General features: G+C 45.7%; 12 protein-coding genes and 2 riboswitches. Of the genes, 7 read left to right on the top strand and 5 right to left on the bottom strand.

The genetic code is table 11. The annotated features are described in order from the left end of the window. The first annotated feature begins 19 nt into the window (after nucleotides 1-19). Both QD47_RS07980 and QD47_RS07975 read left to right on the top strand, forming a co-directional pair. On the top strand, nucleotides 20-895 hold the full coding sequence (locus QD47_RS07980; protein WP_044645631.1) for a carbohydrate ABC transporter permease: 876 nt from the start codon (nucleotides 20-22) through the stop codon (nucleotides 893-895). Nucleotides 896-918: 23 nt separating this feature from the next. Further along, nucleotides 919-1,746, top strand: a complete 828-nt coding sequence (locus QD47_RS07975) for a carbohydrate ABC transporter permease (protein WP_014277627.1) — start codon at nucleotides 919-921, stop codon at nucleotides 1,744-1,746. A gap of 143 nt (nucleotides 1,747-1,889) precedes the next feature. On the opposite strand, the gene QD47_RS07970 is transcribed toward QD47_RS07975, so the two are convergent. The 4 genes from QD47_RS07970 to QD47_RS07955 form a co-directional block, all read right to left on the bottom strand. Then, the gene (locus QD47_RS07970) at nucleotides 1,890-3,308 is read right to left on the bottom strand and encodes an alanine/glycine:cation symporter family protein (protein WP_044645686.1); all 1,419 of its coding nucleotides are present in this window, start codon (nucleotides 3,306-3,308) and stop codon (nucleotides 1,890-1,892) included. Between the two features lie 159 nt (nucleotides 3,309-3,467). Next, a riboswitch (glycine riboswitch) is annotated at nucleotides 3,468-3,562 on the bottom strand. A gap of 17 nt (nucleotides 3,563-3,579) precedes the next feature. Then, nucleotides 3,580-3,656: riboswitch (glycine riboswitch) on the bottom strand. Between the two features lie 191 nt (nucleotides 3,657-3,847). Beyond that, on the bottom strand, nucleotides 3,848-5,305 hold the full coding sequence (locus tag QD47_RS07965; protein WP_044645630.1) for a glycoside hydrolase family 1 protein: 1,458 nt from the start codon (nucleotides 5,303-5,305) through the stop codon (nucleotides 3,848-3,850). 24 nt (nucleotides 5,306-5,329) lie between these two features. Continuing rightward, nucleotides 5,330-6,319: a Gfo/Idh/MocA family protein gene (locus QD47_RS07960; protein WP_044645629.1), complete on the bottom strand. Its 990-nt coding sequence runs from the start codon at nucleotides 6,317-6,319 to the stop codon at nucleotides 5,330-5,332. Beyond that, on the bottom strand, nucleotides 6,316-6,612 hold the full coding sequence (locus tag QD47_RS07955; RefSeq protein ID WP_044645628.1) for a hypothetical protein: 297 nt from the start codon (nucleotides 6,610-6,612) through the stop codon (nucleotides 6,316-6,318). Before QD47_RS07955 ends, QD47_RS07960 begins: the two co-directional genes overlap by 4 nt. A 196-nt stretch (nucleotides 6,613-6,808) precedes the next feature. On the opposite strand from QD47_RS07955, the gene QD47_RS07950 reads away from it, so the two are divergent. From QD47_RS07950 to QD47_RS07935, 4 genes are all read left to right on the top strand, one after another. After that, nucleotides 6,809-7,780 carry a LacI family DNA-binding transcriptional regulator gene (locus QD47_RS07950; RefSeq protein ID WP_044645627.1) on the top strand — a complete coding sequence of 324 codons (972 nt, stop codon included), beginning with the start codon at nucleotides 6,809-6,811 and terminating at the stop codon, nucleotides 7,778-7,780. 354 nt (nucleotides 7,781-8,134) lie between these two features. Then, nucleotides 8,135-8,983: a BglG family transcription antiterminator LicT gene (licT, locus tag QD47_RS07945; protein WP_044645626.1), complete on the top strand. Its 849-nt coding sequence runs from the start codon at nucleotides 8,135-8,137 to the stop codon at nucleotides 8,981-8,983. 266 nt (nucleotides 8,984-9,249) lie between these two features. Further along, entirely contained in the window at nucleotides 9,250-11,106 is a 1,857-nt protein-coding gene (locus QD47_RS07940) for a beta-glucoside-specific PTS transporter subunit IIABC (protein WP_044645625.1), read from the top strand. Between the two features lie 242 nt (nucleotides 11,107-11,348). Further along, a complete protein-coding gene (locus tag QD47_RS07935) occupies nucleotides 11,349-11,864 on the top strand; it encodes a thioredoxin family protein (protein WP_044645624.1) in 516 nt (171 codons plus the stop codon). Nucleotides 11,865-12,074: 210 nt separating this feature from the next. Here QD47_RS07935 and QD47_RS07930 read toward each other — a convergent pair whose 3' ends face one another. Then, nucleotides 12,075-13,424, bottom strand: a complete 1,350-nt coding sequence (locus tag QD47_RS07930) for a sugar phosphate nucleotidyltransferase (RefSeq protein WP_044645623.1) — start codon at nucleotides 13,422-13,424, stop codon at nucleotides 12,075-12,077. A 154-nt stretch (nucleotides 13,425-13,578) separates the two neighbouring features. On the opposite strand from QD47_RS07930, the gene QD47_RS07925 reads away from it, so the two are divergent. Next, a complete protein-coding gene (locus QD47_RS07925; RefSeq protein ID WP_044645622.1) occupies nucleotides 13,579-14,274 on the top strand; it encodes a response regulator transcription factor in 696 nt (231 codons plus the stop codon). Nucleotides 14,275-14,304: the final 30 nt, after the last annotated feature.

The raw sequence follows: 14,304 nt of genomic DNA, 5'->3' as shown, positions 1-14,304 counted from the left end.
AAAAAGGCGTGTGGTCAATATGCTGAAAGAAATCTGGAAGCACCGTGCCGTATATGCCGCAATCTCGCCCTTTTACCTGCTGTTTGGCATATTCGGCTTGTTTCCGATCGGTTTTTCATTATATCTGGCGTTTCATAAATGGGATGGTATCGGAGACATGACCTATAACGGCTGGGGTAACTTTCGCTACCTTGTGACAGATAACGAATTTTGGCAGGCTGTGGGTAATACCTTTGCGATCTGGGTGTACTCGACGATTCCGATGCTATTTTTTGCACTGATTATTGCCTTCCTGCTTTATGCACCTTTTGTCAAAATGCGTACCCTGTGGCGGGTCGGATTTTTTCTGCCGAACGTGACATCCATTGTGGCTGTTGCCATCATCTTTGGCGCTTTATTTGCCAATAATTTCGGATTTCTCAATTACCTGCTGCAACTTCTGGGCTTGCCTATGATCCAGTGGCTTAATCTGCCGTGGGGGATCCAAATCGCCGTTTCCTCCATGGTTGTATGGAGATGGACCGGCTATAACGCGATCATCTACCTGGCCGGACTCCAGAGTATTCCGCATGTGCTGTATGAGGCTGCGAAAATAGATGGAGCAACCGGAGCGCAAGCCTTCTTTCGCATCACCATTCCTATGCTTCGTCCGGTCATCCTGTTTACCGTAATTACGTCCACCATCGGGGGCATGCAGTTGTTCACCGAGCCGCAGGTGCTGGTCGGTAATGACGGCGGTGCCGGAGCAAGTGGCATGACCATTGTGTTGTATCTGTATCGTGAATCGTTCATTAACAACTATTTTGGATATGGTGCAGCCGTCGGATGGGGCATGTTCCTCATTATTGCCCTGTTCTCCATCGTGAACTGGAAGCTCGTACAAGGTAAAAAATAACGGCAGAAAGGGGGTTCTACAACATGATGCAGGCACGTGTAAAATCCGTTATTTTATATACCGGGCTGTTGGCGGGAATGATTCTGTCGATGTTTCCTTTTTACTGGCTTATCGTCATGGCTACCCGTACAACTTCGGACATCTATCGTTTTCCACCGCAGTTATGGTTTGGAAGCCACTTCTGGAGCAATGTGACGAGAGTGTTGCAGCAGATTGATTTTGCCGGAGCTTTTTTTAATACGCTTTTTGTAGCCAGCTCCGTTACCCTATTGGTGCTGTTTTTCGATTCACTGGCCGGGTTTGCATTCGCCAAGTTTGATTTTCCGGGCAAAAAAGCATTATTCATCATTCTGCTGGCTACGATGATGGTCCCTTCCCAACTGTCGCTTGTCCCCTCCTTTGTCATGATGGCCGCCTTTGGATGGGTGGGCACGTTCAAAGCGCTGATCATTCCGGGGATGGTGAATGCCTTCGGCATCTTCTGGATACGCCAATATGCAGAGGAATCCATTCCAAAGGAGCTGCTGGATGCAGGACGGATGGACGGATGCAGCTTTTTTCGGCTGTATTGGAATGTGGCGCTCCCGATTCTACGTCCTGCCTTCGCTTTTCTCGGCGCATTCACCTTCATAGGAGCATGGAATGATTATTTATGGCCGTTAATCGTATTAACCGATGAGCGCAAATTTACGCTCCAGATTGCGCTGTCCCAATTAAACGGTATTTACAATACGGATTATGCGATGGTCATTGCTGGCACCCTGTTGGCTGTACTGCCACTTATCATTTTATTTCTTTTCATTAGCCGCCAGTTTATTTCCGATCTTGCAGCTGGAGCGGTCAAAGATTAGATTTACTGAGCCAGCTTTATCCTGCTCTAAAACGCAAAAAGGGAGTGTCCTCCCAGCCTGTAATGGCTGAGGGACACTCCCTTTCGTTATCCTGGCAAATGATCTTGCAGAGTCAATATTCTTAAATCCGGATATATCGGACTTTACGAGCTGACTGTTTGTCCTTTTTCTTCTATGTCTATAGCTGCTCCTGCACTGGCACCTGCAAGTATTCCCTTTTTCTTGTCAGGATACAAGGAATCCATATAGGTACGGGTTTCTGCAACTACAATTCCCGACAAGCCAAGCAGTGCAATCAAGTTCGGGAAAGCCATCATGGCGTTAAAGATATCTGCCAGTAACCAGATCGCATCCAGCTTAATAAACGCGCCTCCGGCAACCAGCGCAATGAACAGATAACGGTACGGCTTAATCCATTTGACACCCAGCAAATATTCAACACAGCGTTCTCCATAGTAGTTCCAGCCAAGCATCGTGGTGAACGCGAACATAATCAGAATGATTGTGAGCAGTTCCGCACCAAGCGGGAATGCGCTGGAGAAAGCTTGCTGCGTCATCAAGCCCGCATCGGTAGGACCGCTCCATACGCCGCTAACCAGCAGCGTCAGCCCGGTCATCACGCAAATAATCATCGTATCTATAAACACACCTGTCATGGAAATCAGCCCTTGCTCCGCAGGCCATTTGGTTTTGGCGGCTGCGGCTGCAATCGGTGCGCTTCCCAATCCGGCCTCGTTGGCAAAAATCCCTCTGGCTACCCCGCTGCGCATCGCCAGCATAATCGTAGCTCCGGCAAATCCACCCGTCGCAGACGTCGTGGAAAATGCCGAATGCAGCACAAGCGCGAGTGCGGCAGGAATCTGATCGGCGAACCGAATCAGTACGATCATACAGATCAACACGTACAAGCCTGTTTTGAAGGGGACTACTTTGGTCGATACCTTGGCAATGCTCTTGAGCCCTCCAATGGTAACGAGTCCCGTAAGGGTAGCAATAATCAATGCCGTTACAATTGGCGGAACACCGAAGCTGTTTTCGGTTGAGGATACAATCGCTTTGACCTGAGGAAATGTTCCTATCCCGAACAGCGCTACCAGCATCCCGGAAAAAGCAAACAGCATCGCCAACGGTTTAAAGCGGCGTCCAAGCCCTTTTTCAATATAATACATAGGGCCGCCGGAAAATTGTCCATTCCGATCCTTCACCCGGTATTTTACTGCAAGCACACCTTCGGCATATTTCGTCGCCATCCCGAAAAAGGCTGCAACAACCATCCAGAACAGGGCGCCCGGTCCGCCCAGTTTTATCGCTGTCGCGACGCCGACAATACTTCCTGTACCTACTGTAGCCGCCAGCGCCGTACTCAGGGCCGCAAAGCTGCTGACATCCCCACTACCTTCATTTGGGGCCTTTCCGATCAGCTTGATCGCCAGAGGCAGGCGGAAAACCTGCAACATTTTCAACCGTATGGTCAGCCACAGACCTGTTCCCATAACGAGAATGATCAGAGGGGCACCCCATATCCAACTGCTAATCGCTTCTAACACATGTACCAAATTCATTTCAACCCGCTCCTCCAGCATATTAAAAAACAAAAAAGAGTCAAATCCGCTGATTCGACTCCTGGAGAGGTTAAAGGCACGAAAAAATACAACCATCTTGTGCAGGATTCAGCCACTAACAGCTCATAAAAAAGCCTAGGGCATCCCCTGTCACAGGTTATTCGCGTCTCTGTCCTTTTGCCTGAGAGTTTAAGCAGATGATATCTGCGGTGCACCTTCGGCGCCCAATTAAGGGTCTCTCCAGAGTTCTGTCCGTTTACGGTCCCGCTTGTTGCTGTAATCAGCCCAAGCACCTGAGAGTTTTGCCCCTTCGGTCGGAACTTACGTTCCATCTCCCGCAAACATCAACCAGACATATGAAATTGTTTTTTATTATACAGAAAACTTTCAGCTTTTTACAAGTGAAAAATTTGTGAAGTCGTTTGGTTATCTTAAGATGAGCCTATAAAATAAGGGCGGGCGCAGCCAGATTCATCTTCATGATGTTCTCCGCCGCACCCGCACCCAGACCATATCGGGTTATATTCAGTTAGCTTGGATTACAGTTCTTCGCCGTTAGTGGCAATTACATTTTTGTACCAGTCAAACGAATCCTTCTTGGAGCGCTTCAGTGTTCCGTTACCGTCATCGTCCAGATCAACATAAATAAATCCGTAACGCTTGGACATTTCGGAAGTAGACATGCTCACAAGGTCGATAGGTCCCCAGCTAGTGTAACCAATCAGATCCACACCGTCCGCAATCGCTTCATTCATTTGAGCGATATGCTGGCGCAAATAATCAATGCGATACGTGTCGTGAATGGAGCCGTCTTCTTCCACCTTGTCATATGCACCCAAGCCGTTTTCCACGATGAACAGCGGCTTTTGATAACGGTCATATAATGTGTTCAGCGTAACACGCAGGCCGATCGGATCAATCTGCCAGCCCCAGTCAGAGGATTGCAAATATGGATTTTTCACGCCGCCAAACAGGTTCCCCGCTGCCTTCTCGCCTTCCGGTCCTACAGAGACGATCAAGGTCATGTAATAGCTGAATGAGATGTAATCGACCGTGTTGTTTTTCAGAATTTCGGCATCGCCGGGTTCTGTGTGCAAGACAATATTATTTTCTTCAAAATAACGGTTCATATAATTTGAATATTCCCCACGGGCATGTACATCCGTAAAGAACAGATTCATCTGGTTTTCATGCTGACTTTTCAGCACGTCTTCCGGGTTACACGTATGTGCATAGCTTTCCATACGAGCCAGCATACAGCCGATTTGAGAGCCTGGAATAATCTCATGGCCTCGTTTTGTCGCCAATGCGCTCGCCACAAACTGGTGATGCAGAGCTTGATAGATCGCTTGCTGCTTGTTATCTACACGATCAATGACCACACCACCACCTGTGAACGGACTCATCGTCATCACATTGATCTCATTAAAAGTCAGCCAGTATTTCACTTTATCCTTATAACGTGTAAACACCGTTTCAGCATAATTGACGTAGTGCTGTATTACTTCGCGACCCAGCCACCCATTATACTTCTGTGTCAGACCTAGCGGTGTTTCGTAATGGGACAATGTCACCAGTGGCTCTATCCCATACTTGCGCAGCTCGTCAAATACATTGTCGTAAAATTGCAGTCCTGCTTCATTCGGCTCGGCATCATAGCCATTCGGGAAAATCCGCGACCAGTGGATGGACATGCGGAATACCTTAAAGCCCATTTCCGCAAATAATGCGATATCTTCTTTGTAATGATGGAAAAAGTCCACACCTTCGCGCTTTGGAAAACGGGCATTTACCTTGCCAGATAAAACGTCTTCGAGTCGCTCGGACGAAACCTCCATAGCATGATCGTTTGTACGCTCTGCTTTGGGTACATAAGCAATCACGTCCGCACTGGACAATCCTTTTCCATCTACGTCAAAAGCGCCTTCCAATTGGTTGGCTGCGGTTGCCCCGCCCCACAGAAAGTTTTTCGGAAATCCTTTTAATATCTTAGTCATAGTATGAGAGCCTCTTTTCTTTAGTTATTTTTGTCCATCTTCAAAATAAATGCCATTTTGATGGCGCAGCTCATTGCTGATCTTCTGAACCTCAATGCTCAATGACTTCAATTCTTCGTAGCGGTCTTTGTCCTTTTCGGCAATGATCCGATAAAATTCCCGAGCCTCGTAAAACATGAAATGATGAGTTTCAGGAGCACTTACAGTATCTGTTTCCTGAGTACGGACATCCAGAACCGTTACGTCCGTGATACCAGAGACACCACTGGAGATCATAGTGGCCTGGTCCCCGTAAATTTCAACACGGTTGGTGGTTACAGCATTTTTGGCCAGTTGGATCACCAGTGTAAAATCGGGATACGACAGTAGGATCGGGCCACCCAAATCCACGCCATTCTCATGCTTTTTGGCACGGTACAAGCCTGATGTCGGGGCTCCAAGCAAATCAATGGCAAAATACAGCGAATACACACCCAGATCCATTAATGCACCCCCGCCATAAGACAGAGAAAAGATATTAGGAGTATCTCCTGAAAGCAACTGATCATACCGGGAGGAAAATTGCATGGAGTACAAGGTGCCACCCTGGATATTGCCCACGCGCTTCAAGTTGTCCTTAAGGCGCAAAAAATTAGGCTCATGAATATGACGAACCGCTTCCAGCAGGTAGCAACCATTTCGGTCAGCCAACTCGTAAGCTTCTCGCAATTCCTGTTCTGTCAGGCTGATCGGTTTTTCGACAATCGCATGTTTGCCATGCTCCAAAAAAAGACGCGCTTGCGGCATGTGCAAGGAATTGGGCGTAGCAATATAAATGGCATCAATATCGGATTGAGCCATCTCTTCCAAACTGTCATACAGCGTAATGTTTTCAAGCTGACACCCAGCGGCAAAAACTCCGCCTTTGTCCTTATTTCGAACAAAGAGTGCTGTAATCTCCCAGCCGCCAGCTTCTTTCACGGCTTTAACCCATTCTGTGCTGATCCATCCAGTTCCAATCATTCCGAGCTTCATATAGCGTAACTTCCTTTCTTGATGGCGAGTCTATCGCCGGAAATCAACGATTGACGGGGAAGGCTGCTTAATGCCGCTGGCGTACATACAACGACGAGTGATATTTCCGGGTCGCCCAGAACGTCCGTAATTTGATCCGAGAACTGAATGTCCGGGTAGGCCGTTTCCATGTCCTCCCGCACTTGGCGTGTGAACACTCTCGATGCTTGAAAGGTGTCCCTGATCTGAACATAGGGCAGATGATATCTGGTTGTACTTTTGCCAAATCCTAAATATGCAATTTGAATCGTCATTTCGCAAATCCCCTCGTTTCCTAAAGGCTTAGCTTTACGATATCGCAAGTATTGCCAGAATAATACCACAACATAAGGAACGTTTTTTTGAAATGCATCGACAGATGCTATAAAATAGAAGTAATGCCCTCATAAGCATCCTAAACGTTGTAACGCGTTTCATGTCAAATATTTTTCATATGTGAGGAGAAGCAGCATGTCGAATCTTGATCAAATTGCCAAACTGGCTGGCTTTTCCAAAGCTACGGTATCCAGAGTGTTAAACAAGTCCCCCCATGTTAGCCAGGAGACGAGAAGCAAGATTTTAAAAATCATGCAGGAGCTGGATTACGTTCCCAACCGGAACGCCATTTCCTTATCCAAGGGTCAGACCCTTCAAATTGGCATCATCACTTCAACCATTAATGAAATTGTTCTCGCATTTCTGAATAGCTTTGTAGAGGTGGCGGGCCAGTACGAATTTCAAACGATAATTTATACTTCGGGAGAAGACAAGAAGAAAGAGCTTCAGGCCTTCGAAGATCTGAAAAGAAAAAGAGTTGATGCGCTGGTCATCATTTCCTGTGTAAATGATACCGATTTGTTAAGCACTTATTGCAAGTATGGCCCGATCGTGTCGTGGCAACGAATGGATCATACCGATATTCGCTCCGTCGCCATGGACCAATACGAAGGATACATGCTAGCGCTAAAACACTTGATACAAAAAGGCTATACTCGTATAGCCAATGCCTTTGGCCGCCCAAGCAGCATCAACACCCACAGCAGACAACGAGCCTATGCGTATATCATGGAGCAGCATAATCTTCCTGTATTGCAGCATTGGAATCAATCTTCCATCTATAACATCCGTGACGGTGAGCAGGTAGTGCGCGATTTGTTACAGTATCGGGACGAATTCCCACAGGCTATTCTGTGCTCCAACGATTATGTGGCGGTTGGTATTCTCTGCGAAGCACGCAGACAACTGCTGAGCGTGCCGGAAGATCTGGCGATCGTCGGGTTTGATAACACGGAGCTCTCGCATACGATGGGCATTACAACCGTTCAGAATCCAATTGAAGCTCAGGCGCAAAATGCCTTTTACATGCTTTCCCCTCAGCTCGTAGGCCGCCAAATGGAGCTGCAACCCCTGCAATACAGCCTCATTGAACGCACGACTACTTAGAGTAACGCTTAACTGAGGGGCTAGGCGAAAGGACCTGTGTTTGAATCAATTTCATAATACCCTCAGTAGCTTTAATAAAGAATACATATAGATCAAAATAGTTTAGTTTGTCTATATGTAGTATACATTTCGTTGGCTTAATCATTTATGAAATTGATTCATTTGTAATGTTTTTTGTCGAATAAGAATAAAATATGTTGAAATCGCTTTTTTTTGTGCTACAATAGCACTATATAAAGGATTGTGACCGGTGATGCGGGCAATGCCTGAGTTCAATTGAGTGCTATTGCTAACAATAGTGTTGAATTGTGCTTAGGCATTTTTTATTGGTAAAGGATGGGAGGGGGAACTTCAATGATTATTGAGAAGGTGCTCAATAACAACGTCCTGTTGACTAAAAACGACAAAGGCAAAGAGGTCATCGTGATGGGAAGAGGCATTTCCTTCAAAAAGGTAGCTGGGGACCAAGTCGATGATCATAAAATAGATAAAATCTTCATGTTAAATGAAAACGAGTTCACAGCCAAATTAACGGAGCTGCTGAACGATATTCCTGTATCGCATCTGGAGGTCGTAAATGAAATTGTGACCCATGCAACGGAAGTGCTGGATACGGAATTAAGCGATAACATTTATTTAACGCTGACCGATCATATTCATTTTGCGATACAGCGGCAAGAGAAGGGGCTCGCGCTCCAAAACGCGATGCTGTATGAGATTAAGCGCTTTTACAAGAAAGAATTTGAGGTTGGGCTGGATGCTCTGCAAAAAATTGAAAATACGCTTGGTGTGAAGCTGGGCGAAGACGAAGCGGGCTTTATCGCATTGCATATGGTGAATGCTCGGATCGACGGTAACGAAATGAAGTCTACGCTGAAAATGACCGAGATTGTTCAGCATATATTGAATATTATTACGTATCATTACGGTATTGTGCTGGATGAGTCCTCCTTTAGCTATTCGAGATTTTTGACACATTTGCAATATTTTGCGATGCGGGTGATTCGTAAAGAGGTCATTCACAGTGGCGAAGAATTTTTGTACAACCAGGTAAAGCAGACGTATACCGAAGCTTTCGCTTGTGCGCAAAAGATCAATGAGTATCTGGAAAAAACATACGATCAATATTTAAGCAAGGACGAATATGTATATCTGACCATTCATATTCATCGAGTGACCGAGCGAAATAATATTGCGGAATAACATTGCCAAGTAACAAGCCAAACCATAAATCTGGCTAAAAACTTCATAATTTCATCGTATAAGGATTGTGACTGGTAAGGCAGGCAAAACCTAAACTGATGGCGAAATCCACGTTCTTCTTTAAGGAGAGGACGTGTTGCTTTCGCTACGAGTTTAGGTTTTTCTTGTTTACAAGGTTAAAAAGATGCACGCCGGCGCATCTTAGCAACATGAAGTAAACAGAGAGTCCTATCCATAACAAGAATAACCCATAAGGAGTTCTGAACATGAGCGATAAAGAGCTATCCAGAAAAATAGTGACCCTCGTTGGCGGCGAAGAGAATGTCAATTCGGTATTCCATTGCGCTACACGCTTGAGATTTAAATTAAATGATCGTACAAAAGCAGACAAAGCTGCATTGGAAGCAACGCCCGGTGTCATTACGGTGGTTGAAAGCAGCGGCCAGTTTCAAGTTGTCGTCGGCAACAATGTAGGCCAAGTATTTGAGCATATGATGGCAGAAACGAATTTGCAGGATGCCGAAAATGCAGGTGAGAAAAAGGAAGAGTCTTCCGAAAAAACGAACTTTCTTGGTAAAGCCGTCGATGTCATTTCCAGCATTTTTTCGCCTCTCTTGGGCGCTCTTGCCGGAGCCGGTTTGCTCAAAGGGATTCTGGCATTAATTTTGTCACTCCATTGGATTAATGATAAAAGCGGTACGTATCTGATCCTAAGCGCTGCTTCGGACAGCGTATTTTATTTCCTGCCAGTATTTCTGGCTGTTACATCATCCCGTAAATTTAAGACAAACACCTTTGTATCGGTCGCAATCGCCGGAGCTCTGGTCTATCCGGCGGTTATAGCAGCGGTAAGCAACCCGGAAAGATTGGCGTTTCTGGGTATTCCGATCATTCTGATTAATTACAGTTCCAGTGTTATTCCAATTATTCTCGCAGTCTGGGTTCAGTCCTATGTGGAACGCTGGTTCAATTCCTTTATCCATCAATCGGTGAAAAATATTATCGTTCCGATGCTGGTTTTGCTGGTCGTTATTCCGTTGACATTCCTGGCCTTTGGTCCAATAGGTAACATGATCAGTCAAGGCTTGGCGAACGGCTTTACCTGGGTATACAATTTAAGCCCGCTGGTCGCTGGTGCTGTTGCCGGGGCATTCTGGCAAGTGTTTGTTATTTTCGGCGTGCATTGGGGCTTCGTTCCGGTCATGCTGTCGAATATTGCAACATTGGGCTATGACACGATGCTTCCGATGCTTACAGCAGCCGTACTTTCTCAGGCTGGTGCAACATTAGGCGTATTCCTGAAATCCCGCAATACTCAAATGAAGGCTTTGGCAGGTTCCTCTACGCTGGCGGCTGTTTTTGGGATTACAGAACCAACGATTTATGGCGTAACTTTGAAATTGAAAAAGCCATTTATTTATGCTTGTATTTCCGGTGGTATTGGAGGGGCTATTATCGCTTCCGGCGGAGCGACTGCAAAATCCTTCTCCCTGCCTAGTTTGTTGGCATTGCCTACTTATTTTGGTGCTGGATTCTTGTGGCTTGTCATCGGCTTGCTCGTTGCCTTTGTACTTGCAATGGTGCTAGTTATGGTATTGGGCTTTGATGATCCAAAAGAAGAAACTGTCAAAGCAGCACCAACACCTGAGAAGAAAGAAACTGTGATTGAGAAGGAAATTCTCGTAAGTCCGCTGCAAGGTAAAGTGTTGCCACTCGAAGAATCTTCTGATGTCGCTTTTGCCTCAGGGGCTATGGGTAAAGGAATTCTGATTGAACCTACAGAGGGCGTACTGACTTCTCCTGTAAACGGAACAATTACGACGGTATTTCCGACCGGACATGCTATCGGTATTACTTCCAATGACGGAGCAGAAATTTTGATCCACGTTGGCGTGAATACAGTGAAGCTGAAAGGACAATTTTTTGACAAGCGCGTAAAAGAAGGCGACATCGTTACTCAAGGACAACTGCTGCTCGAATTTGACATTGAGCAAATTAAAGCCGCAGGTTACCCAACGGCTACGCCGATCATTGTGACGAATTCTGCTAAGTACCTGGATGTTCTGAAAACAGCAGAATCTGAAGTGAAACGTGAAGACTACTTGATGACAGTAGTTATCTAATTATGAATTAACATAGTAACATTGCCTCACGTATAAAAGAAGCTTCCCTTGCGGGGAGCTTCTTTTGCGTTCCTCCCACTGCAGCTTATATTTGCCCTCAACTAAGTTCTTTACAAGTATATCCTTTTTTATGTTTATGTCATGATTCGTAGAAAAAAAGTAAAAATGAGACAAGTATTACAGCGAAAAATGGAAATATCGTTTATGGTGTGTATAAGACTGTTAAATAAAGGAGGATTTCTGTGAAAAAAGGATATATTATCGGTTTAAGCGTGATTGTGCTGCTCGTCATTGCTATCGCTATTTCGGCTTTGTTCAAGTTTCAGGATCTGGAGCAGGTTGTTCAGCAAAAAGACAAAGAGATTCAAGCGAGTAAAAGCAATTATCCCGAAATATACGATCATTTGAATGCGGTTACAGTTGATGGTTTTAAAAACCTGATCCAGCAGGATCAAAGTGTGTTTGTCTATGTTGGCAGACCCAGTTGCGGTGACTGCAACCGCTTTGAGCCTAACTTTAATAAGATGATCGAGCAGTATGATCTGGGCTCCAAAATCACTTTTTTAAATGTTCACAAAATTCATAAGGACAAGCCTCAATGGAATAAATTCAAAGAGGAATACAACGTAAAGTATACCCCCACCATTGCGGAATTCAGACATGGCAAGCTGGTAGATAAAGTGGAATGGACACCTGAAAGAGACCTCAGTACGGATGTGGTAAAAGAGTGGCTGATTTCCAAGAAACTGATTTTATAAGCATCGTCCTATACCGTGTCTTACGGACAAGCTTACATGCAGAAAAAGGTATTCACGCGTTCACCGCATGGATACCTTTTTGGGGAATTTTCAGATGATTTAAGGTTTTCAAGAAAAACAGTTCCTAACTCGCCTTCACTACCTTATGATAGCATCGTCTGTACCGGCTGGGTCCTATTATTATAGATTTACTTCATACGATATCTAGTGTTAAATGGAGTCGGGAAATTCGTATCTAATAATATCGGTTTCTGACACAATATGCCCAATTTGAGATTCGATGAACTCCAAATCCCCCTCGACAGCACCTATATAATGCTTCGTACCCGACTCTACGACGATAACCTCACCGGGGTTGACCGTTTGCATTATTCCATCGATACAGACGCTTCCCACCCCGGACACAATAGTCCAAACCTCTTTGCGGAACTGATGCTCATGATAACTGATAAATCTTCCAGCAGAGATGACTACCCGTTTGGTGACTGTCTGTAAGCCGCTGGTCGCTTGTTGGTGGGACAACACCGTTTGTTTCCCCCAAAAACGCTCCTCAAAGCGAGGGCCAATCTCAATTTCCGTCACCATATCCTTAATCCCGGTGGACGACTGTCGATCGGTCACCAGCACACCATCCGGTCCGGCAACGACGATGATGTCCGGGACATTCCATATGCTAACTGGAATCTCCAGTTCATTGATAATATGCGAATCATGAGAAGCTTCCGAAATATAGCCCGGGCCGCTCAGCTCCGAGCTCCTTTCCCGCACCAGCGAATCCCACGTTCCTAAATCCCTCCACTCCCCACGATACGGAAGCACCGAAAGCTGACGGGTCTGTTCCACCACCGCAATATCGAAGCTTGTTTTGGGTAATTCTGCATAATTTGTCGAAAGAGATTCATAGTTCGATGATAGACCCTTTTGCTCCAGCATGTCCAATAAAAAACCAAGCCTGAAAGCGAACACACCGCAATTCCATAGTGCTCCTTCCCGGATCAGCGCCTCCGAACGAATCAAATCCGGCTTTTCCACAAATGAGCTAACCCTGAGATACGGCTGATTGGGGGAGGGAGATGACGAAGGAACAATATAGCCATATTTGTCAGAAGGCTCCGTTGGAACAGCTCCCATGAGTGCGATGTCACTCCCGGATTGCTCCAATATAGATGGAAGCCTGCGTAAATGCTCGAAAAACTCATCCCCCGCATATCCGTCCACCGGCATGACCCCTACAATCTCGTCGCGCGACGCACCTGCCTGGTCATGTAAGTAGGCCGCAGCCAAGGAAATGGCCGGAAATGTATCCCGCCGGGTTGGCTCCTCAATTACCACAGCGTCCGCCCCAATTTGCCCACGGATCAGCTCAGCTTGAGTTCCACTCGTTGAAAAATAGGCCTCCCCTGCCAAATTTGCTTCAGATAACTGCCGCCAAATCCGTTGCAGCATACTTTCAGGTCGTTCGTCATGACGCAGAATCGTAAGAAACTGCTTGGGGCGACTCTCATTGGACAAAGGCCAGAGACGTTTACCAGAACCTCCAGATAATAAAATCATACGCATTTATGCAACCTTCTTCCTCTAAATTAATAAATACATGCCACATGGCACTGTTCGTTTTTCATAAATATGCCGATTACATAAGTATGCATAAATCGCAATTTATGCATGATTACATCATGTATTTGTATACTTGTTTGTACAGGAGCTGTCAGTCATGTCCATTAAAATACTTATCATTGAAGATGAAAAAAGTTTGGCAGATATGATCGCCCTTCATCTTCAGGAAGAAGGTTATCATACCGAACTTATTTACGATTCCAAACAAGCACTTCCGACACTTATGCGTTTTAAGCCTGATATTATTGTGACCGATCTTATGTTTTCCGGTATGGTCGAATGCTCACTAATCGGCCAAATCCGTCAATATACGACGGTTCCTGTGCTGGTGATCTCCAACAATACCCTTCTGAATATAAGAATTAAAGCACTGGAAGACGGAGCAGATGATTTTTTATGCAAGCCATTCAACCTGAGAGAGCTAACCGCCCGTATCAAAGCCTTACTGCGCCGCTGTGGCCGCAACATGCCTGCCGAGTCCCAATCCATAACCAAAAAACTCAAAAAAGTGCGGGTCTGGGTGAATGATTACCGTCACAGCCTGTTGGTCGATGATCGGGAGGTTGAAGTGACTCAAATTGAATTTTCCATTATAAAAGAGCTATCCTGCTATCCAGGCAAAGTCTTTACCCGCAGCGAACTGATGGATCGGATTAAAGGCGGAGACGGTGCCTATCTCGATCGCACGATTGACGTACATATCTCCAGTCTCCGCAAAAAAATTGAACGTGATCCCAAAAATCCTCAGCACATCCGCACCGTTTGGGGCCGAGGGTACAAATACGAGATGTAGCCGTGCCCTCTAATGGCTACTGAATTGCAT

It is taken from the genome of Paenibacillus terrae, from assembly GCF_000943545.1.
Lineage (GTDB): Bacteria > Bacillota > Bacilli > Paenibacillales > Paenibacillaceae > Paenibacillus > Paenibacillus terrae_A.
This window is presented reverse-complemented; position numbering and strand designations above follow the sequence as displayed.